This is a genomic window from Consotaella aegiceratis (genome assembly GCF_036541425.1).
In the GTDB taxonomy this organism is placed as follows: Bacteria; Pseudomonadota; Alphaproteobacteria; order Rhizobiales; family Rhizobiaceae; genus Consotaella; species Consotaella aegiceratis.
Map to the genome: position 1 here is coordinate 116,483 of NZ_JAZHFT010000011.1, position 22,183 is coordinate 138,665.

Genomic DNA, 22,183 nt, shown 5'->3' on the forward strand with positions numbered 1-22,183 from the left:
TCGGCGGGCTTTTCCAAAGATTTCGTCCTGTCCCAGGCTGCACAGTTCGCATGGCGGGTACTCGATAGGGTGCTTCCTGATTGTCTTCGTCTCGGCCGCGTTCGCAATAAAAATTTTCACTCGCGGGATATAATAGGAAAAACAATACAATCCTATTATTTCTTGAAAAATCAGCAAATATTCTGAAGTATATTTTCTTTTCCCTCTTTAAAATCTACGGCCTATGGTTGCGATTAACCACTGAGCGAATACAATCTTGAATAGGGTGCAAAATGTGTTAATGCATAGGCTACATCGAGGTGAATTGAAGGCACGGTCGATGAGCCGCCGGATTTGCGTCCTGATTGACATGCTCTGCGTCTTCGCCGGTGCGCTCCTGGCGGTGGTGCTCCGGGAGGGTTGGCTCGGTGGCCTGGAATTCGTCGGTGAAGATTGGATCTTCGCCTGCATCTCGGCCATCACGGCCGCGCTGGTCTGGCCGTTTCTGGGCGTGTCGCGCGTCCCCTGGCAATACTTCACCGTCTCCGACACATTCCGGCTGCTGACCGCGGTGGCGGCCACCGTCCTGGTGGCGCTTTTTGCCATGTTCACGATCAATCGGTCGGCCGACATCGCCCGTTCGGTTCCCGTTCTCCAGCTTATCGCGACCTTCGCGCTTCTCCTGGCCGTCAGAATGGGCGTGCGACATCTCATGTCTGTGAAGGCGGAAGGGCGGCCCTGGTCTACGACGAACAGGCGGCAACATGTGATCGTCGTCGGGCTCAACCGGCTGGCGGAGATCTACATCGCCTGCGTGGACGCGCTCTATTCCGAACAGGCTTCGGTGGTCGCCATTCTGGATGACAATCCGCGGTCGAAAGGCTTGGTGCTCAAGGGCAAGCCTGTCGTGGGCAAGACCGGCGCGATCGAAGATGTGATCCGCAGATATCGCGTGCATGGGGTCGAGGTCAGCCGGATCGTCGTCACGCTGGCGGACGAAAAGCTGTCGCCCTCCTTCCAGCACGCCTGCGCAAGGCTCACCGAGCAGACCTCGATTCAGATCGACCATTTCGAGCGGTTGCTTGGGCTGGCCCCACAGTCGGTTACGGCCCGGCTCGACGAAACGCCCGACAGCGCTGCCTTCGTTGCGTCGAAGGAGCAGCGGTTCGCTTCGGCGTCCGCTGGTCGCTACGAGGTGATCAAGCGGTTCTTCGACATCGCCGTGTCATCCGCGCTGATCGCGATTCTGGCGCCGGTCTTCCTGATGCTCTCGGCGGCCATCGCTTTCGACGTCGGCCGTCCGGTCATGTTCTGGCAGGAGCGGCCTGGACTGCATCGTCGTCCATTTCGCGTCTACAAGTTCCGAACGATGCGCGACGCCTACGATGGGCAGGGTCATCTGGTTCCCGAAGATCAGCGGCTCTCGGCACTGGGATCGGCGCTCCGCCGCGTGCGCCTCGATGAGATCCCGCAGCTCTTCAACATCCTGCTCGGCGATATGTCGTTTGTCGGTCCGCGCCCCCTATTGGCCGTGGACCAGCCGCAACAGGTCGACATCCGGCTGTCCATGCGTCCCGGCCTCACCGGGTGGGCGCAGATCAACGGAGGCCGTGATCTTTCGATCGCCGACAAAGGGGCGTTGGACATCTGGTATGTCAGAAACGCTTCGTTCGGACTCGATCTGAAGATCCTTCTTTCGACCGCAAAATTTGTGCTCACGGGCGAACGGCCCCCCGCGCAGGAGATCCTCGCGGAGGCTCGCAGAGCTCTCCAAGGCTCGGAGCCGAATGCCGACCGCCACCTGCAGTCGGTGTGATGCGGACCGACATTGAAGACGCGGAGAGGGGCGAACGATGCTGATCGAGCAGGCGACCTTCGGGGCGGTCGCGGACTGGTATGCCGTCCAGTGTCAGGCGGGCCGGGAGACGTGGGCCTGCCACAATCTGGAACGACAGGGATTTGCAACCTTCGTGCCGAAGCTTCGCCGCAGCGAGAGGCGGCGAAACAGGATCGTCGACGGCCGCAAGGCTCTGTTTCCCGGCTATCTGTTCGTCAGCTTCGACCGCAAGACGATGCCTTGGCGCAGTATCAACGGCACCTTCGGCGTCAAGCGGATGGTGATCTTCGGCGATGTTCCCGAACCGGTGCCGCACGCGGTCATGGTCCCGCTGATCCAGGCCTGTGACGCCGACGGGATTTTTTCGTTCCGGCGTATCATGGAGTTTCAGGCCGGCGATATCGTGAAGCTCGCCGATGGGCCATTCTTGGACAGTATGGGCGCCATCGAGGAACTGGACGGACACGACAGGGCCAAGGTGCTGATCGAGGTGCTCGGCAGGATAACACGGGTCGATGTCTCTCTGGATCAGCTCCACAAGGTGATCTGAAGGCTTGGTGCGGGAAGGATCGGGCGATCCTGTCTTCGTCGGACCTGGGTGGAAAGGCATCCCGTTAACGCCACCGTCAAGCACCATCCTCGGCAACGACATCGGGGCTCCATTGGCCATTGAGTGCCGCTGCGGGAGTTGCTAACGTCCCCTGACGGGATGGCTGATCCCTAGAGCACGCCGTTTGCGGCTTGGCACAAAAACAGCTTGCCCGGGTCGTCCCGATCGACCCGGAGTGCGGTAGCTTTTCCCAAAAGCCGAGCGTTGCGCACATCGGCGGCGTTTTGATGGTGTGTCCTCGTATCGCTATGGTCCGTTGAAAGATCTTAGCGGTTACGCATCGAGCGATCTTGTTGGGGAATAAAGATTTTTTCTGGCGATCTGCGCAAGATCCGGACCTTTGCTTGACCGGTAATTTCTCTCGGTCTAGTTTCATTGCGAAGAAATACACGCGTTCTGAGGGTGCGCGTTCGGTCGCACGCCGGATCGTCGATTCGAGGCAGTGCCTCGCCAGCGCTTCAATGGAGTCTGCCATGTTGAACGCGTTTCGTACCCCTTCGCCACTGATTGCGATTGCGGTTGTCGTCCTTCTGCCGTTCGGCGCATTTGCTCAAGATGATGGATCGCCGACGGATCCCACGGTCGTCGCGCCCGCTCAATCTCCCTCGGACGGCGCCTCGCCTGAGCAGGCTGGCGAGACGGCATGTCTGTCGGGCCCGGGACGACTGAGTGAAGAGGCGGTGGCGCAGTTTCTCGGCAATCCGCAAGGCCTTTTGGATCGCCATCCGGAGAGTGGTCTCGCGCTGTCCAACGAGGTGCGGACCCTGGCCGCTTCGGACATCGGGACCGTCGATCCTCTGATCGGCTTGGCATCGACCGCCAGTTCCGCGGTCAAGTCGGCAGTCGGTTCTGGGCTGTCGCGGGCGGCGCTGGTCTGTGTCGAGGACCACCCCGAGTTGGCCAATCTCATCCAGCAGCGGGTGGCCGCTCTGGGAGACGGTGAATTGGTGACGGCTTTCTTGAGTGGAACCGACGAGGTTCAGACCGCTGCGGTGACGGCGCCGGCGGCCCCGGCCGCCATCGGTCCGACGGCCGGAGGTACCCTGGGGGGCGCGACCGGTGGAATTGGCGGCGGCGATACGACAGGCTCGACAGGATCTTCCGGCTCCGGGCTTTCCAGTGGCGGACAACTGCCCAGTCTGTCGCTGAACGACAGCAACGGCGATGACGACGATGGCGACACCATCATCATCATCGTGAGCCCGACCAACTGACCACGGCATCCTGAACCCGGTCTCGTCTCTTCGCGCTTTGGCAGCCTGCCGGGCTGCCAAGTCTTTCTACGGACGCGACTTCTAGACATATGCTGCAATCGCCCAGTCACGCCCCGAGCATGGAGTACCGGTTCGAAGAGGCGGAGGCCGACTTCGATCTCGAGAAGATCCTGGCGGCGGCGCGGCGCCGGTTGTGGCTCGTTGTTTTGTTCGGGCTGCTCGGGCTGCTTCTCGGTCTCGCATATATCGCGACGGCGGTGCCGCTCTATACATCCAGCGCTCAGCTTTTGATCGACACTCGCGATATGCGGAGTGCGCAGGAGGCTTCCGTCGCACCGGATCTGACTTTTGATGAAGGCGCCGTCAGCAGCCAGGTCGAAGTGCTCGAATCCGAAAAGCTTGCCGAGGCCGTGGTCGACCAGCTCGGGTTGGTCGATGATCCGATGTTTATGAGGTCGGAAACCGGCTTGGTTTCGAGAGCCGTGGCCTTGGCGTATGGCCTTTTCGATGTCCGGCCTCTGCTGGATCGTCTGACGGGCGGCCAACCGGAGGCGGCTTTTCCGGTGGAGGCGGCGTCCGACAAGCAGAAGGCCGTGTCCAAGCTTCGCAACAACCTGGAGGTGGCCCGGGTCGAACGCAGCTACGTTCTCAGCATCAGCTATACCTCGACAGACCCGGGACGGGCGGCGCAGATCGCGAATGGCTATGCGGAGGCCTATATCACCGACAAACTGGACGCCAAGTACGAGGCCACGCGCCGCGCCAGCGCCTGGCTGCAGCAGCGGATTGCCGAAACCCGAGACGAGGCGAATGCCGCCGATCTGGCCGTCGAGCAATACAAGGCGGAAAACGACCTCGTCGCTTCCGACGGCAAGTTCCTGGCGGATCAGCAGCTCACCGGGCTGAACGGCCAGCTCATCGCGGCGCGGGCCGAGGCGGCTCAAGCCGAAGCGCGTTACCGGCGCATCCGTACGATCATCGACACCGGTGAAACCGATGCGGCGGTATCGGAGGCCCTGAACAGCGGCATCATATCGGACCTTCGAACCAAATATCTCGACGCATCCAAGCGCTATCAGGAAATTGCGTCGCTGCTGGGAGCCAATCACGCACAGACGCTGAAGCTGCATGGCGAAATGATGCAGTACAAGCGGCTGATCTTCGAAGAGCTGAAACGCATTGCGCAGGTCTATAAGAGCGACCTCGACATCGCCAACAGCCGGGTCGGCAACCTTGAGACCAGCATCAAGGAGATGGCAGGCGCCAACGCCAGCCATAATGAGCGCGAGGTGGCGCTCAGGGAGTTGGAGCAGCGGGCCGAGACCCTGCGCAATCTCCATCAGACGCTGCTGGAGCGCTACGAGGATACCGCCCAGAGGGAATCCTTTCCCATCACTGAAGCGCGGATTATCACCAAGGCGGCCCGGGGCGAGAAGACCCATCCACGCACAGGCCTGACGCTCGCGCTCGCGGCCTTTCTCGGCCTTGCATTCGGCGGTGGTCTGGGAGCCTTCGTCGAATATCGGGATCGGGTGTTTCGGACCAGTGAGCAGGTGCGCGATGAACTCGATCTGGAGTTCATCGGAATGTTGAATCTGGTCGCGCCGAAAGCGGGCGCGACGGCCAAACGTCGTCGCAGACGCGGGAACCGGGAGCTGCTGCCTCAAGACGCCGAGATGGACGTCGATAGCCCCTTGTTGCGCTATTCCCTGGATGTCCCGCTGTCGGCCTTTGCCGAGGTCCTTCGCACGACCAAGGTCGCGGTCGACCTCACCTTCGACGACAAAAAGCCGAAGGTGGTGGGCGTCTTCTCGATGCTGCCGAGCGAGGGAAAGACGACGGTTGCCAAGAATCTCGCCAGCTTGATCGCTGCCCAGGGCCCAAGGACCCTGTTGATCGATGCGGATCTGCGCAATCCGGGTCTGTCGAGGGCGGTGGCGCCATCACGTGACAAAGGCCTGGTCGATGCATTGATCGAACAGGTCGACTGGAAAACCCTGCTGTTGACCGAGCGCGAAAGCGGTCTGGTCGTGCTTCCCACGAGCACGCGACGGTCGATCTCGCATACTGCCGACCTCGTGTCCTCACCCCGAATGCGGGGCATTCTGACGGAGGCGGGACCGGCGTTCGAGTATATCTTCGTCGATCTGCCGCCGATCGAGGCGGTGGTCGACGCCCGGGCGATGTTGCCCCTGCTGGACGCCATGGTGCTGGTGGTGGAATGGGGTGAAACCGATCGCAAGCTCGTGCGCCGGGCCTTCGAGAACGACCGGCGGCTGCACGACAAGTGCGTCGGCGTCATCTTCAACAAGGTCGACAAGAGCAAGATGCGCCTCTACGAGTCGTATCAATCGGGTTATTACTCCAAGAGCTACAAGAATTACTACTCGAGTTGATTTTCTGGTTTGCGGTTCTTGACGGTGCTGCGCCTGCTTTCTTTGACGGCCGCTTGCTTGATCGGCCTCATGGCGATGGTTTTCCTGCTGGACGATGTCGATGCCGCCCGTCTCGAAGCCTCGGCCGGCGCTGCGCGACATCTCCAGATCAAGCCGTCCGACGACGCATCCCGATGGCTCGATATGCTCTTGAGCGACGTCGGGACGCGACGCTCATGCAGCCGACGGCGCGCCACTGCAGAATACGACCTGCAGCTCCAACGGCTCGATACGATCATGACGTCGCCGACCGTATCGCTCGACGCCTTGGATGCCGCCAGCGCCGCAACTCTGGACGCCGGCCGGGTGCTTTTGCGCTGCTTTCCGACGGACGGGGAGGCCTGGCTGCTTCAGGCAAACCTTGAGACGCGACTGGTCGGCCCGGCGGCTCCGGCCATCCAAAAGATGAAGCTTTCCGCCTGGACGACCCCCAACGAAGGCGCTGTCATCCATCGCCGCATCGGTGTCGCGGCGCGGCTGTTTTCCGCCGGCGTCGACGAGATTCGCGACGTCCTGGCCGGCGACCTCCTTGTGCTTTTCAACTGGGGCCGTCGCCAGGATATCCAGAGGATCGCCGACCGGATGCATGGGATTGGATCGGTGTTGAGTGCAATCGACGTCTCTCCCGAAGAACCGTGGCGCCGCGAGTTGCTTGTTTCGATGCTCGGCAGGGAAGGGCGGGTGGTGCAGTCCAACGACGATCGTCTGCCCCAAGACTGACGCTCACCGTCCCGTCCTGCCCGAGCTTCCCGGAGAGCTGAACATCTTGACTGCATTGGTATATCGCTCTCCATACGCTGCTGGTCGGCGCGGTCAGCGAACCGAGGCGTCTCAGCGCCGACGAAAGCAGGCATTCGAAGATGCCGATCGTGAAAGCATGCTTGCGCGAAGCAAGGCGAACGGCTGCGATCGATGAAGATTCTCGTTACAGGCAACGCCGGTTTTATCGGCTTCCATGTCGCTCGGCGGCTGCTGGAGCGTGGCGACACGGTCGTCGGTTTCGATGTCGTCAACGACTATTATGATCCCGCCCTGAAGGAGGCGAGGCTCACGGTTCTCGAAGCGGCGGCGCGCAAGACCAACGGCGGCTATGCCTTCGTTCGTGCCAACCTGGCCGACGGCGCCGCGGTCACCGCCGCCTTCGAGACGCATCGGCCCGATCGAGTGATCAATCTCGCCGCCCAGGCCGGGGTGCGTTATTCTCTGGAAAATCCGCAGGCCTATGTAGAAAGCAACGTCGTCGGCTTCACCAACATCCTCGAGGCCTGCCGACACTTTGAGGTCGAGCATCTGACTTACGCCTCGACGTCGAGCGTCTACGGCGCCAACACGGCGATGCCGTTTTCCGAGCACAGCGGAGTCGATCACCCGCTGCAGTTCTACGCCGCGACCAAACGAGCGAACGAACTGATGGCGCACGCCTACAGCCATCTCTTTCGGTTGCCGACGACGGGCCTCCGTTTCTTCACCGTCTATGGCCCATGGGGCCGGCCGGACATGGCGCTGTTCCTGTTCACGCGATCGATCCTCAAGGGCAAGCCGATCCGTCTCTTCAATGGCGGCGATCATGTTCGCGACTTCACCTATGTCGACGACATCGCCGAGGGTGTGATCCGAGCGAACGACGATGTTGCCCGCCCGAACCCCGACTGGGATAGCAACGTTCCTGACCCCGCGACCTCGAACGCCCCCTTTCGCATCTTCAACATCGGCAACAGTCAGCCGGTGAGGCTCCTCGACTATGTCGAGGCGCTGGAGGAGGCGCTGGGTCGCAAGGCCGAGCGCGAGCTCCTGCCGCTGCAGCCCGGCGACGTGCCTGCGACCTTCGCCGATGTCTCCGAGCTGGAGAAGACGGTCGGCTACCGGCCCGCGACGCCAGTCAGGGAAGGCGTGCGCCGCTTCGTGGAGTGGTATTCCGAATATTATAGAACGGGGGTCCGAGCGTGATCCCCTGCGGCCATTCCAGCGGGACGGGCAAATCGCGTGGGCCGTTATCACCCTTCCGACGAAAGGTCTCGGATTTTCGAAGGAACGAGCCTGATCCTCACTCCCGTCGGCTTTGCCCACGGTTTTCCGACGCTCGAACCCGACGGAGAGCTTTTCTACACAGTCTCGACCGCCGTGCCGCGCCTCCCTTGGAGGAAACCGAACTGTGGCGTTTGCTTATCCCGACCAGGATCGATGCGGCCAATCCCGACCTCGCTGGATCTGGTTGTTGAAAGCCAACCGCTTGGTTCAGGCGCGACATCGCGGATTGCAAGGCGATTATTGCGCTCTGCCAGCCCTGCCTCGACCTGACACCGTGGGTCCTTACGGCCTGTACCTCCTCCGTATCGCGGAAGAAGCCGCCTGAATGCCAGAGCAACCTTGCATGAAGGGGGAAAGCTTGGTGATGGATACTGTAAACCCCAATCCCCGCACCACTACGAAGACTTTGTGGGAGCCGGCGACCTTCGAAGGCGCTATGGTGGATGTCGATAGCGCCACCATCGCGGTGATCGGGCTCGGCTATGTCGGGCTGCCGGTCGCCGTCGAGTTTGGCAAGACGCGGCCGGTCATCGGTTTCGACATTCGCCGCGAGCGGATCGAAGAGCTGCGCAGCGGTCGCGACGACACTCTCGAAGTCGAGCCTGAGAGCCTGAAAGCCGCCGAGTTCATCGAATACACCGACGATCTCAAAGCTCTCGGCAAGTGCGGCATCTTCATCGTTACCGTTCCGACGCCGATCGACCGCGCCAATCGGCCGGACTTGGCGCCGCTGATCCGGGCGACGGAAACGGTCGGCCAGGTGATCTCGCCCGGCGCCATCGTCGTCTACGAGTCGACCGTCTATCCCGGCTGCACGCGCGAGGTCTGTGGCCCGATCCTCGAGCGGCTGTCGGGGCTGAAGTTGAACGAAGGCTTCTTTCTCGGTTACAGCCCGGAGCGGGCCAATCCCGGCGACAAGGAGCACCGGCTGACCACCATCGTCAAGGTGACCAGTGGGTCGACGCCGGAGGCCGCCGAGGTCGTCGACCGGCTCTACGGCTCGATCGTCGTCAGCGGCACCCACAAGGCGAGCTCGATCGAGGTGGCGGAGGCTGCCAAGGTGATCGAGAACACCCAGCGCGACCTCAACATCGCGCTGATGAACGAATTGTCGATCATCTTCGACCGGATGAACATCGACACGCTGGAGGTGCTCTCCGCCGCCGGCACGAAGTGGAATTTTCTGCCGTTTCGGCCGGGCCTTGTCGGCGGCCACTGCATCGGCGTCGACCCCTATTATTTGACGCATCGGGCGCAGGAGCTCGGCTACCACCCGGAGGTGATCCTCGCGGGCCGGCGGATCAACGACCGCATGGGCCATCACGTCGCCGATCAGGTGGCGCGCGCGATGATGAAGCGCGGCTTTCCGGTGGTCGGCAGCCGCATCCTGGTGATGGGCATCACCTTCAAGGAGAATTGCCCTGACTTGCGCAATTCCAAGGTGGTCGACATCGTCTCCGAGCTGCAGCAGTTCAACGCTGTCGTCGACATCTGGGACCCCTGGGTGTCGCGCGAGGAGTGTCACAACGAATACGGCTTCGACTGTTTGGCCGCCTCGCCCGAAGCGGGCACATATGACGGCATCGTCGTCGCCGTCGGCCATCGCCAGTTCCTCGCCATGGGCGCAAGCGCCGTCCGGGGCCTCGGCAAGCCCGGTGCCGTGCTCTACGATGTCAAGGGTGTCTTCCCGAAGGACGCAACGGACGGCCGGTTGTAGATGATTGAAGGGCGACTTGGTCTTATCGCGACGAAGGGGACATCGTTCGGATGGAAGGCGGCTGCGGCCGCCGTGGTCGGCCGCACCGCGAAGCTACGCGCCTTCACCAGCCGACCCTTTGTTCGCAATGTGGCCACTGTTGCCACCGGCACAGCCGCAGCACAGGCCATCAGCATGGCGTTCGCGCCGCTGATCACCCGCATGTACGGGCCAGAAGCCTACGGCCTCCAGGGCATTTTCAACTCGGTGGTCAGCCTCTTCGGCGTCGTCGCGGCTATGGGCTATCCCATTGCCATCGTCCTTCCACGCCGCGACAATGAGGCAATTGGTATCGCGAAGCTGTCGATGTTGACTGCGGTAGCTACTTGCCTCTTGGCAACTCTTGTTCTGTCCGTCTTCGGCGCCAAAATCCTGCGGTTGCTCAATGCCGAAGCGATAGCGGGATTCATCTATATCATCCCAATCGCTGTGTTTGTCGGCGTTCTTGGCAGCGTGCTCGGACAATGGCTGATCCGCAAAAAGGCATATGGTGTCAGTGCCCGCTATAGTGTTGTCACGGCATTCCTGGTTGGCAGTTCAAAGTATGGCCTCGGATTTGCTCATCCGGGCGCTATCGGCCTCATTCTCGCGAACACCGTGGGTGCGCTCGTCGGCGTACTGCTGACCTTTACGGGCTGGCGCAGGCACGCCAGAAAATCCGCAGAAGCTGAAGCCCAGCCATCAACCCAAGTTGGCGCAAGCTTGGGCGCATTAGCGCGCGAGCACTATGATTTTCCTTTGCTTCGCACGCCTCAGAATCTCATTAACGCTCTTTCGCAGAGCCTGCCCATGCTCTTGCTTGCAGCGTACTTCGGCCCCGGCGCGGCAGGGCAGTACAGCATCGTCATTGCGGTTCTGGGCATACCGATCACTCTGATCGGCGGCTCGGTGACGGCGGTTTTCTATCCGCGCATCAACGAAGCCATCCACAACGGAGAAAACGCCCGCTCGCTGATTGTCAGGGCGACGGTGGGCATGGCGGCGACTGGCGCCTTGCCGTTCCTCGCTGTCATGGTAGCAGGGCCGTGGCTGTTTGCGCTTGTGTTCGGAGCCGGCTGGCGTACGGCTGGGGAGTACGGCCAATGGCTATCCCTATGGCTATTCTTTCAGTACATCAACAGACCCGCAGTATCAGCTATTCCGGCATTGAAACTGCAGGGCGGCCTTCTAGTCTATGAAATCGCCAGTACAGGCACAAAAGTCCTGGCGCTTTGGCTTGGGTTCGTCATCTTTGGAAGCGATATTGCTGCAGTCGCGCTGTTTTCCATCTTTGGCATCGTCGCCTACGCGTGGTTGATTCTCTGGGTGATCCAACGGAGTGGAAAGCCAATCCATGAATGAAGCCAAGCAGGTTGATAAGAGCCACTACGGATTCCAGCGGTACATGAGCAAGGCGCGCTGGAACAGCGTGTGGCACCAGCTTGACGAGGTGATCCGTCTGAAGCCGGAGCGCGTGCTCGAAATCGGACCGGGACCGGGTCTGTTCAAGGCCACGGCAGGTCTGTTCGGCCTGGCGGTCGAGACCCTCGACATCGATCCGGAGCTGAAGCCCGATCATGTGGGCTCGGCGACGGCATTGCCCTTCGCGGACAATAGTTTCGATGTCGTGTGCGCGTTCCAGATGCTTGAGCATCTCCCCTATGATGTAGCGTTGCAGGCCTTCCGGGAAATGACGCGCGTCAGCCGTGGCCATGTCATCATCAGCCTGCCCGATGCCAAACCGGTCTGGCGTTATGTGTTCTATCTGCCCAAGATCGGCAATTTTGACTGGCTAATGCGACGTCCGTTCGCTCGGGCTGAGGCACATCGGTTCGATGGAGAGCACCATTGGGAGATCAACAAGCGCGGACATATAGTTGATGATGTATTGAAAGACCTGGACCGGATAGCTCCGACGTCCCGAAGTTACCGCGTTAAGGAAATGCCCTATCACAGATTTATTATATCCAATACGAAATCATGAGTAAAACGTCTTCTATTTCCGATATGAACCCAAAGGTATCGATTATAATCCCCTGTTGGAACGCGGAAATGTACATTTCTGATGCAATAGAGAGTAGTCTCGGTCAAAGCTATGAAAATATCGAAATAATCGTTGTAAACGACGGGTCAACCGATAAGTCGCGTGATGTAATCGGGATGTTCGGAGATAAAATTAGAATAATCGACGTCGAAAATGGCGGCGCAAACAGAGCACGGAATATCGGATTTAAAAAGTCTTCCGGCCAATATATTAAATTTCTAGATGCCGATGATTTTTTAGAAGAAGATTGTATCGAAAAGCAAGTTAGTTATCTTGGAAATATCCACAGCAAAGAGATTGTGTATGGTGGATTAAAGGAAATACATGAGAATGGAAATATATCTATACTTAAATATCCTATAGTTGCGTATGAACGCGTCAATCTCATCGATCTGGTTCGGAAAGGAATATTAATTAGCTTACCGTTATATCCGCGCAGAGCGTTGTTGAATTTAGGGGGGTTCGATGAACGACTTAAATCAAGACAGGAATGGAATCTTAATATAAGAATCTTTTTAGATGGATATTCGTTCGTTCGGCAGGATATACATTGTTTCTATCAGCGCCATCATGCATCACCGTTTAGGATAACCAACAGAGCGCCAAAGCCATGGGTTGAATTCAGCAACCTGACGTCCGCAATCGAGCCGTTGCGAAACATAAGCGACCCGAACGTTCGCTCGGTTCTAGCGCTTAAGATATGGAGCGTTGGACGTTGGTACATATTGAAGAATCCTGCATGGGCCAAAAGGTTTTTTTGTTTATCTAAAGAATTCAGTTCGAATGGATACGAAAAAATACCTTTAGGACGTTATGGAAAGAATCTTCAGCGGTTCGGGCCGTATGTGGCAGAAATAATAGAAAGAATTTCTAGTAGAATTAATTAGAAAATCATGTGGAAATGGGAGACTATGACGTATAATGGGTGAATGGCGCGCTAGTCCTTCCGTATCCGTTTTAACGCCAACCTGGAATCGAGCAGCCTATCTTCAAAAAGTTTGGGAGGGCTTGGCGGCTCAGGCGTATCGAAATTTCGAATGGATTGTCGCCAATGACGGGTCAGAAGACAATACCATCGAGGTAGTCTACGAACTTGCCGCAAAATCCGACTTCCCCGTCACCCTCATCAACGCGTCGTGCCGGATCGGCAAATCGCGGATGGACAACGAGGCTGTCCGTATTGCGCGGGGCGAGTTCATTATTTGGTGCGACTCGGATGATTTTTTCTTTCCGCAAGCGTTGCAAACGCTCGTAGACGCGTGGGCATCGATTCCAGCCGCGGAACGAGAGCAGTTTTGCAGTATTTCGGCTCTGTGCGATACAGACGAGGAGGTCCTTGGCAATCCGTTTTATCCCAAGGATAAGACGATCGACTTAAGCTGGAACGAGCTCTTTTACCGTCTCAACTCGGATCTGGTGATTTTCACCCGAGCCGAACTTTTGAAAGAAAACCCATTCCTTGAAGTCGATTTTCTAGTATCAGAGTCGTCGGTTTGGAACAAGATCGGCATCCGAAAAACGCGATTTCTACCGATTGTCTTGGAAAGAAAGTATTACCGACAGCCTAATGCACTTTCCCATAGCGGCCATATGTCTTACAATCGTGGTCATGCTCACGCCATGGCGCTCAGCCGTGAAGCCGCCGCTAAATTATTGAATAGGAAGGAGAGTTTGCGCCGCGCTATCAACTACCTTCGGTACTGCAGGCATGGCGAGATTCCGCTGGACAAGGCGCTCAAGCTTTGGCGAGCGGAATGGCGCGATGTTGCTTTGTTTGCTCTCGTGTGGCCTCTATCCGAAACGTTGGCGGCCAAAGACCGCTTGCAGGGCAAAGTGCGCAAAACGCATAAAGAGTTTCTTGCCGCCCAAGCCGTGGTGAAGATCGAAACAGAGCGGCTCAACTTTAGTGCGTAGACTGCTCGTTCTCCCATACACGGGCGTTCGTCTCCTTCGTCGGGCGCGCCGCCGGCTAAAGATCATCAATCTGCGTTTGCGTGGGGTGGTTGTCGATTCAACCGCCAACATCGATCCGGCAGCGATCTTCGAGCCATCGGGTGGAAGAATAACGCTGGGAGCAAGAACGCTTGTCGATCGTGGCGTGATTATTAGACCGCACGGCGGTCGGGTGGATATCGGTGATGATTGCTCTGTGCACGCGTATTCGGTTTTGTACGGCGGAGGCGGGCTGAGGATCGGAAATGGTGTGCGGATCGCGAGCCATACGGTCGTTGTTCCATCGAACCACGTGTTCTCGAACGCGCAGACGCCGATCAAAGACCAGGGTTTGACAAGAAAAGGCGTCGTCATCGAAGACAATGTTTGGATCGGCGCCGGAGTGAGAATACTTGATGGCGTCGTTGTCGGCAGGGGGGCGGTGATTGGTGCGGGCGCGGTTGTAACAAGATCAGTGGAAGCGTTCGCCGTCGTAGTCGGTGTTCCGGCAAAAGTCATTCGCCGGCGCCAATAGCGTAGCTTCAGTCTGATGACGCGGCGTCGAGATGCGCTGGTGCTGATTGGCAAGATGAATGCACCAGACCCGAAAGGAGGGCGTGAACTGTTGGGTAAACTCAACCGCGATGTCTTGCAGTCGCTGTACGGTAGCGAGTTGGTTTACATCGATCTGCCGGCTCGCAATCTGAAAGATATACGCGGGTACCTGAGTGCGTTCCGAGGCCATATGGATGGCCTGAACGCGGAAACCATCCGGTCCGCGCTCGCCATCATCGATGGTGAAAGCGCCGAGAAGGTATTCCTAGACGGCTCAAATCTCGGCGGCATCATCCCGTTCATCAAGCGGCGCCGGCCGGCCGTCGAAGTGATCACCTTTTTCCACAATGTCGAGGCACGCTTTTTCTGGGGCTCCTTCTTGGCCCGGAGAACGCCGCGGGCGCTGGCGGTTCTGATGGCGAACTACCTCGCCGAGCGCAAAGCGGTGCGCGGCAGTGACAAGATCGTCTGCCTGAGTGAGCGCGACAGCCGAATGTTGAAGAGGCTGTATGGTCGAGGCGCGACGCACATCGCGCCGATGGCGTTGGAGGACCAGTGCCCGGCGGAGTTAGTCGCGGCGTCGGGTTCAAAGCCGGAGCGGTTCGCCCTGTTCGTGGGCGGCACGTTCTATGCCAACCGGGATGGCATCGCCTGGTTTGTCCGTGAGGTGGTGCCGCGCATTGACCTGCCCCTCTACATCGTCGGACGCGGCTTCGAGGCGATGCGGGCGGAGCTTGAAGTGCCCGGCAAAGTCGTCGTCGTCGGCGCGGTGGACAGCTTGGCCGACTGGTACCGCCGCGCGCGGTTTGTGATTGCCCCGATTTTCGACGGATCGGGCATGAAGACCAAGGTGGCCGAGGCGCTGATGTTCGGCAAGAAGATCATCGGCACGGCCGAGGCCTTCTCCGGATATGAGGACGTGGCCGAAGGCGCGGGCTGGTGCTGCGCGACGGCAGACGATTTTGTTGCGGCGCTGGCCGAGGCTGAGGCGATGGAATTGCCGGAATTCGACCCTGCCTTGCGGGCTCTCTATGAGGGCCAGTTTTCGCGCGCCGCCGCCTGTAAACGGATGGCCCATATTCTCGGGATCGCGAACCCAAAGAATCCGAGTCACACGTGAGCACTCTCAATCCCATGAAGATCTGTGTGGTCATGCCGCGTTACTCCATTGCCGGCGTGCCGCTGGCACAGATGCGGTTTGCGCGGGCATTGGCTGATCGGGGTCACTCGGTTGACCTTGTCGTCGGCCGGATCGATCCGGATCAGCCGATCCCTGATATTCCGGCGGTCTCCGTCATCAAGCTTCAGACGCGGAACGTGCGGGGCATGCTGATTCCGCTATGGCGATACTTGCGGGCTGCGCGACCTGACGTGGCTTTTTCCGCTGAAGATCATCTGACGATCATCCTTTTGGCAGCCTGCATCCTTTCCCGTTCAACTGCAAAAGTGAGCGGTTCATCGCGCATTCTACCTACTGACAGGCAAGCCTACTCGAGCCGGTGGTTCTCGAAAGGATGGTGGCTCAAGCAGACAATGAAAATGGTGATGTGGCGAGCAAATGCGTTGACATGCGTCTCTAGGGATATGGTCGGCATGTATCAACAGGTATTCCGCAATGCACCGCATACATGGGTTTACAATATCATAAAAGACGAGCGTTCAGCGCAGCGGGCGTCCGAGAATGTTGATCATCGTTGGCTTAAAAGTAAGGAAGAGCCTCTCATCGTATCCGCGGGTACTTTGACGAAACGCAAAGGGTTTGTCGACCTAATCCGAGCGTTCTCGATCGCTCGTCAGACGCGAAATTGTCATTTGTTGATCTTGGGCGAAGGATATTTACGTCGCGAGCTTGAGCAATTGGCAGAGGATCTGGGGATCTCGGAATATGTCGAGATGCCCGGAAATGTCGATAATCCTCTCAAGTACTTCTCTCGATCAGACGTATTCGTGCTGGCATCTTACGCTGAAGGCTTACCTAATGTGCTTGTCGAAGCTATGATGAGCGGCTGTACGCCGGTGGCCACGGACTGTCCGACCGGCCCGCGTGAGGTGCTGCAGGATGGCAAGTACGGCTACTTAGTGCCGATGCGCGATCCGGTGGCGATGGCGGCGGCCATCGAGCACGCATTGGACCACCCGATCCCCAAGCCGCTTCTTGACGAGGCGGTCGCGCCGTTCGAGGAAGAGGCCGTCATCCGGCGGCATTTCGAAGTGCTCGGACTGTCCAGCGATGCGGTGGGCGTCTGCTCGTGAGGGTCGGGCTCAACGCCACCTGCTTCAACCGGCGTCCCTCCGGCGCCAGCCAGCGCTTCGCCGGCATCTACGGTGAACTGGTGCGCAGCTCGCCCGACACCGAGTTCGTCGTCTATGAGCCCGCCGACTGCCACGTGGCCGCCTGGTTTGCCGACGCCACCAATGTGACGGTGCGTCGGACTCCGATTCCCAGTCAGGGCCGGGTCCGCAAGGTAGCAAATCTGCTGCGCTTTTCGGCCGGCGGCTTCAGCCGCGACGGGCTCGACCTCCTGGAAGGGTTCAATCTGCCTTTCCTTTCGATGCGCCGCGGGGCAAACGTCCTGACCATCCACGACACCCGCCGGCTTCACGCGGACTGGCCCGTTCTGGAACGCAAGGTCTATAGCCGTATCCTGGCGCGCGCGCTGTCCGCGGCCGATCGGATCATCACGGTATCGCAGACGATGCGCCAAGAAATCCTGAATTTTCAACCGCGAGCCGAAGTATCGGTCGTCTACAATGGATTGGAAGCGCAAGCCTTCGAACTGAGCACCGAAGATGAGCAAAGCGCGGTGAGGTGCAAGTTCGGCCTGCCAAGCGAGTTCGTCCTGGCCGTTGGCCATCTCGAGCGGCGCAAGAATTATCTGCGTCTCATTGAGGCGATCGCGCTGCTGCGGGATCGCGGCCGGTCCGTCCCTCTCGTCATCGTGGGCAATGACAGCGGCTATGGTACCCTCATCCGCCAAGCCGTCAATGCCGCGGGTCTGACGAACTCAGTATGGATCCTGAGTGCTTTGAGCGATCGGGAGGTCCGGAATATGTATTCGCTTTGCAGCCTGTTCGTATTTCCGTCGAGCTACGAAGGATTCGGTATCCCCATTCTCGAGGCAATGGCCGCCGGAAAGCCAATGGTGCTCAGTGACATCGCCGTCTTTCAGGAAATCACTGAGGGTAAAGGGCTATATTTCTCGCCTGATGATGCCGATGCTGTTGCAACCGCAATCGAGTTCGCGCTGTCGTCACCGTCCAGCTCACAGCTTCTGGTCTCCTACGGGCGAGAGCGGGTGCGCGATTTTGGTTTTCCCGAACTCGCTCAGAGAATCGCTGCGCTACACGCTTCTCTGCTGGCTTGACGGTTCATCGTATTCAAAAGCCATTTGCAGCATCACTGTTGTGATCTGATCACGCATGCTGCCCTACTGGATCCTCTTCGCCGTACCCGCCTTCGCGGCCACCGCCGAGCGGGGGCGCTGGCGGCGGCGGGGCGCTGCGCCGACGCCGGGCTGGATCGTGTTCGGGGTGCTGCTGACGCTATTCATCGGCCTTCGCTACGAAGTCGGCGGCGATTGGAGCAGCTATCTCCTTCACCTGCAGAGCGCCTCCCATACGTCCTTTTCCGACATCTGGGAGGGAGGCGATCCCGGCTATGTCCTCGTCAACTGGCTGGTCGGTCAGCTTGGTTGGGGCGTCTGGGCGGTCAATCTTGTCTGCGCGGCAATCTTCACCTGCGGCCTGATCGTCTTTGCGCGCAATCAGCCACGCCCATGGCTAGCCCTCGTCGTGGCCGTTCCTTACCTCGTCATCGTTGTCGGTATGGGCTACACGCGCCAGGCCGTTGCCGTCGGGCTCGCCATGCTGGGGCTGACCGCGTTGGCCCGAGGCTCGGTGCTCAACTTCGTGCTGTGGGTGGCCCTTGCCGCCTGCTTCCACAAAACGGCGGTCGCCATCGTGCCGATCGCGATCCTCGCCGGCACAGAGCGACGGCTATGGACGGCGGTCTGGGTCGCCGCCTCGGGGATCATTCTTTATTATCTCTTCCTCTCCGAGAGCGTCGATCGGTTCATGGTGAACTATGTGGAGGCGCAGTACGAATCGCAGGGCGCCACCATCCGTGTCATGATGAACGCCATTCCTGCCGTTGTCTTCCTAATCTATCGCAAGCGGCTGGCAACGAACCCTCGCGAACTGAAGCTGTGGACCTATTTTTCGCTCCTCGCGCTCGGCTTTGTTCCGCTCCTGGTCGTCTCGTCGTCCTCGACTGCCGTCGATCGCATGGCGCTGTACCTAATCCCGATCCAGCTATTCGTCTTGTCCCGGATACCGGGCAGAGTGGGAGGGAAGGGCAACAGTCGGCTGATGGCCATGGCGGTGCTGTCCTATAGCGCGTCCGTCCAGTTCGTTTGGATGGTTTTCGCTTCGCATGCCCATGCGTGGCTGCCGTACCAATTCTACATTTGATGCGGCGTGAGGTCGGCCATGAAAGGTCCCGGGCCTGCAAGGGCGGCGCGTGTTCTCGTGGCCATCAACACCGCCTGGAACGTCTATAACTTCAGGGCCGGACTCGTTCGAGCGTTGGTGGGGCGCGGCTACGAGGTTGTTGCTGCGGCGCCGCCGGATCAATATTCCGCGCGCCTCGCGGAGCTGGGGTGCCGTTATGTCCCTCTGCCGATGGACAACAAAGGAACGTCGCCGCTTCATGATCTGAAGTTGATGCTTCGATTCTGGCGCCTCTTGCGCCGCGAGCGGCCGGACGTCTTCCTCGGCTACACCGTCAAGCCCAATGTCTACGGTTCGCTGGTCGCACACGCGCTCGGCATTCCGGTGGTGAACAACATCGCCGGGCTCGGCACGGCTTTTATCCGAGACACCTGGCTCACGGGGCTGGTCAAGCTGCTCTATCGCGCCGCGCTATGCCGTTCGCGCACTGTGTTCTTTCAGAACGACGACGATCGTCAGCTTTTCGTTCGCGAGGCGATGGTGAAGCGCGAACAGACCAAGCTCGTTCCCGGATCCGGCATCGATCTCGATCGCTTTTCGCCAAAGGAAAATGCGCAACGAGGAGAAGCTGAGCCGTTTCGCTTTCTGCTGGTGGCGCGCCTTCTCTGGGACAAGGGAGTGGGCGAATATGTGGAAGCCGCGCGCATCGTGCGGCAATCGGCGCCGAATACGCGGTTCCAGTTGCTCGGCTTTCTCGATGTCGAAAATCGAACGGCAATCCCCCGCACCACGGTGGAACGGTGGGTTGGGGCAGGGCTGGTCGACTATCTCGGCGCAGCGGACGATGTTCGGCCTCTGCTTGCCAACGTCGATTGCGTCGTGCTGCCATCCTATCGCGAAGGAACGCCTCGCACGCTGCTGGAGGCGGCCGCGATGGCCAAGCCGTTGATCGCGACAGATGTGCCAGGCTGCCGGCAGGTCGTCGACGATGGCGGCAACGGCTATCTCTGCGAGCCGCGGGATCCGCAGGATCTTTCGGAGAAGATGCTGGCGATGATCCGCCTTCCCGCCGACCAGCGGCGTGCCATGGGCTCCGCCAGTCGCGTCAAGATGGAGCGAGAGTTCGACGAGCAGATCGTGATCCAGCGCTACCTTGAGATCGTTGACCGGATCGTCCTGGGTAAGGGAGCGAAATGTTGAGGGTTCGAGCCGTTCCGGGGAAGCAACCATCCCTGTCCCCAGGTGGAGCAGAAGTGCAGCAGGATCGGAGTCATTCGAATTACATCGGGGAAGTTGATACCGTAAGAGCCCTCGCAGTCGCGCTGGTCGTATTATTTCATTATTTTCCAGACATTTTCAGGGGAGGGTATATTGGTGTGGACGTATTCTTCGTTGTGTCCGGCTTTGTCATCAGCCGGTCGTATCTCGAGGGAATGACCAGCGGCCGCATCGGTATCAAGGATTTCTATCTCGCTCGCTTTCGCCGGCTGGCGCCGGCACTGGCCGTCGTTCTCCTGGTAACGTCGATCGCTGCCATCCTGCTGTTGTGGCCAAGTGACTTGATTCGCTACGGACGGTCACTTTTTTCTCAGCCGATTTACTTGCAAAATTTCTATTTTTGGAATGAAGGAGATTATTTTTATCGCGCAGAATTGAAGCCTCTGCTTCACACTTGGTCGCTGGCAGTCGAGGAGCAGTTCTATATCGCTTGGTCTCTTATATTATTGATGCGGCCGAAGCGTCCTGTAAATAAGGCATGGTTTTATGTATTATTCTCGATTTTATTTTTTTTGTCAATTTACTCCGGATATCTGATCAAGAATATCAGTCCCAAGACGGTATTTTACCTCATACCCTTCCGCGCCTGGGAATTGATGGCCGGCATCGCGGCGTACCTCGTTCTGTCCAAGGTGCAGTGTTCCAGTTCCCCAGTCCGGAGGATTGCTGCAGCACTGTGTCTGATCGCGGTTGTGGCGTGTGGCATCGTGCCAGGCGGCCGGTTTCCCGACCTTCAGGCAATCGTCGCGTGTAGCGCCATTGCTGTCGCGCTGGTGATATTCGATCGAAAAGCAGAACCGTTCCGAGGCTTTTCACCGGCGCCGATTCGATACATTGGGAGAATTTCCTACGGGCTCTATCTTTGGCACTGGCCCCCTATCGCATTTTGGTATTTGAAATACCGCGTGTCTCCATCTCCGGTGGAGAGCATGTTCCTTATTGCAATTGCGATATTGTTTGCGGCTTTAAGTTTTACATATGTTGAGCAGCCAATTCGGCAGCGTCGGTTTCTGGGTGGGCCTAAGAATGTTTTTGGGGCGGTCGCGCTTTCCTCCTCATCTTTAATCGCTGTTTCCATCGTATTTATTTTTTCCGAGGGCGCACTTTTTCTCTATCCGCGACAAGTCCGTCCCTTCTTCCAAGTTGCAGAACACGTCAGTGACAGTCGTTGTCCAAAGATCTGGAGAATCTGGAACCCGCGTTCCGAGATGTGCCCTATCTCCCAGGCCGCAGGCGAGGGCGGAATCCTTCTGCTTGGCGATTCGCACGCCGATATGCTGAAAAAAATCGTTGGACAGGCCGCGACGGAGACGCGCATCCCCTCCTGGCTCGCGGTCAGGAACTGCGATCTTGGCGCCTTCGGATCCAATGCCCTGGAGCCGTTCTACTGCAACAAGACGGTGCTTAAGTCGGTGCTGGCGCAAGCCAAGGACAAAGGGGTCGGCACGCTAATGGCGTTGTCGTTATGGAAGACGAGCCGAATTACCGAAAAATCGTTTGCAGCGGATGTGGAGGCGATCGTCGGTGCCGGGTTTAGACTCATCGTTCTTCAAGATATCCCTGTCAGCGCGCGAAACGACCCGGTCGCGAGAGCTATTTGGGCGGTCAAGGGGGGGACGCTCGAGAGATCCGGTATGAAAGCGGTTGACTACGAGAATGAAATCCAAAACGTGGATCGGATTTTCCGTCGCGCGGCGGATCTGTGGCCGGAGAAGGTCTCGGTGATCGAGCCGGCCCAATATTTCTGTCCGAACTCGGTATGCAAGTACCTTTCCGAGGACGGGACGCCCTATTACGTCGATGCCGATCACCTTTCGCCCGCCGGTCAGGAAGTCCTCAGGCCGATGTTCGACAATATCTTCAAATCACTGGCTGCGTGTCGCGGAAAGAGTGGCCGAAGTTGCGATGCATCGGCGATAGGTGGCAGCCACATCATGCGGGAAAACAAGAGGCTGGAGTGATACCGCTGAGCCTATGAAGTGACCGCCTTGATCCAGGGATAGTTGCAGAGCGAGATGATGCGCTCAAGATTTTCGGTGGCGCGGTTCCAGGCTTGGCAGCAGGCGTCGATGATGGCGGCCTGATCG

18 protein-coding genes are annotated in these 22,183 nt (G+C 58.8%); all 18 read left to right on the forward strand.

The window, feature by feature from the left end; all coding sequences use genetic code 11:
- Positions 1–319 precede the first annotated feature (319 nt).
- On the forward strand, positions 320–1,795 hold the full coding sequence (locus tag SMD10_RS10230; RefSeq protein WP_331685582.1) for a sugar transferase: 1,476 nt from the start codon (positions 320–322) through the stop codon (positions 1,793–1,795).
- A gap of 37 nt (positions 1,796–1,832) precedes the next feature.
- Entirely contained in the window at positions 1,833–2,366 is a 534-nt protein-coding gene (gene nusG / locus SMD10_RS10235; protein ID WP_331685583.1) for a transcription termination/antitermination protein NusG, read from the forward strand.
- 404 nt (positions 2,367–2,770) lie between these two features.
- Positions 2,771–3,640: a hypothetical protein gene (locus tag SMD10_RS10240; RefSeq protein WP_331685584.1), complete on the forward strand. Its 870-nt coding sequence runs from the start codon at positions 2,771–2,773 to the stop codon at positions 3,638–3,640.
- A gap of 119 nt (positions 3,641–3,759) precedes the next feature.
- A complete protein-coding gene (locus tag SMD10_RS10245; protein WP_331685585.1) occupies positions 3,760–6,036 on the forward strand; it encodes a polysaccharide biosynthesis tyrosine autokinase in 2,277 nt (758 codons plus the stop codon).
- 69 nt (positions 6,037–6,105) lie between these two features.
- Complete coding sequence (locus tag SMD10_RS10250; protein ID WP_331685586.1) at positions 6,106–6,795, forward strand: hypothetical protein; 690 nt, start codon at positions 6,106–6,108, stop codon at positions 6,793–6,795.
- Positions 6,796–6,987: 192 nt separating this feature from the next.
- Positions 6,988–8,022 (forward strand): NAD-dependent epimerase, encoded by a 1,035-nt coding sequence (locus tag SMD10_RS10255; RefSeq protein WP_331685587.1) that lies wholly within the window; start codon positions 6,988–6,990, stop codon positions 8,020–8,022.
- Between the two features lie 517 nt (positions 8,023–8,539).
- Positions 8,540–9,820, forward strand: a complete 1,281-nt coding sequence (tviB, locus tag SMD10_RS10260) for a Vi polysaccharide biosynthesis UDP-N-acetylglucosamine C-6 dehydrogenase TviB (protein ID WP_331685604.1) — start codon at positions 8,540–8,542, stop codon at positions 9,818–9,820.
- A complete protein-coding gene (locus tag SMD10_RS10265) occupies positions 9,821–11,200 on the forward strand; it encodes a lipopolysaccharide biosynthesis protein (RefSeq protein ID WP_331685588.1) in 1,380 nt (459 codons plus the stop codon).
- A complete protein-coding gene (locus SMD10_RS10270) occupies positions 11,193–11,822 on the forward strand; it encodes a class I SAM-dependent methyltransferase (RefSeq protein WP_331685589.1) in 630 nt (209 codons plus the stop codon). Before SMD10_RS10265 ends, SMD10_RS10270 begins: the two co-directional genes overlap by 8 nt.
- Before the next feature lie 23 nt (positions 11,823–11,845).
- Entirely contained in the window at positions 11,846–12,769 is a 924-nt protein-coding gene (locus tag SMD10_RS10275) for a glycosyltransferase family 2 protein (RefSeq protein ID WP_331685605.1), read from the forward strand.
- 34 nt (positions 12,770–12,803) lie between these two features.
- A complete protein-coding gene (locus tag SMD10_RS10280) occupies positions 12,804–13,796 on the forward strand; it encodes a glycosyltransferase family 2 protein (RefSeq protein WP_331685590.1) in 993 nt (330 codons plus the stop codon).
- Positions 13,789–14,349, forward strand: coding sequence for an acyltransferase (locus tag SMD10_RS10285; RefSeq protein ID WP_331685591.1), 561 nt, complete (start codon positions 13,789–13,791; stop codon positions 14,347–14,349). The genes SMD10_RS10280 and SMD10_RS10285 overlap by 8 nt, the downstream gene beginning before the upstream one ends.
- A 39-nt stretch (positions 14,350–14,388) precedes the next feature.
- A complete protein-coding gene (locus tag SMD10_RS10290) occupies positions 14,389–15,489 on the forward strand; it encodes a glycosyltransferase (RefSeq protein WP_331685592.1) in 1,101 nt (366 codons plus the stop codon).
- Entirely contained in the window at positions 15,486–16,622 is a 1,137-nt protein-coding gene (locus tag SMD10_RS10295) for a glycosyltransferase (RefSeq protein WP_331685593.1), read from the forward strand. The genes SMD10_RS10290 and SMD10_RS10295 overlap by 4 nt, the downstream gene beginning before the upstream one ends.
- Positions 16,619–17,734 (forward strand): glycosyltransferase family 4 protein, encoded by a 1,116-nt coding sequence (locus SMD10_RS10300; RefSeq protein ID WP_331685594.1) that lies wholly within the window; start codon positions 16,619–16,621, stop codon positions 17,732–17,734. The genes SMD10_RS10295 and SMD10_RS10300 overlap by 4 nt, the downstream gene beginning before the upstream one ends.
- Before the next feature lie 55 nt (positions 17,735–17,789).
- Complete coding sequence (locus SMD10_RS10305; RefSeq protein ID WP_331685595.1) at positions 17,790–18,839, forward strand: EpsG family protein; 1,050 nt, start codon at positions 17,790–17,792, stop codon at positions 18,837–18,839.
- Between the two features lie 18 nt (positions 18,840–18,857).
- Positions 18,858–20,018, forward strand: coding sequence for a glycosyltransferase family 4 protein (locus SMD10_RS10310; RefSeq protein WP_331685596.1), 1,161 nt, complete (start codon positions 18,858–18,860; stop codon positions 20,016–20,018).
- A gap of 53 nt (positions 20,019–20,071) precedes the next feature.
- Positions 20,072–22,057, forward strand: a complete 1,986-nt coding sequence (locus SMD10_RS10315; RefSeq protein ID WP_331685597.1) for an acyltransferase family protein — start codon at positions 20,072–20,074, stop codon at positions 22,055–22,057.
- Positions 22,058–22,183: the final 126 nt, after the last annotated feature.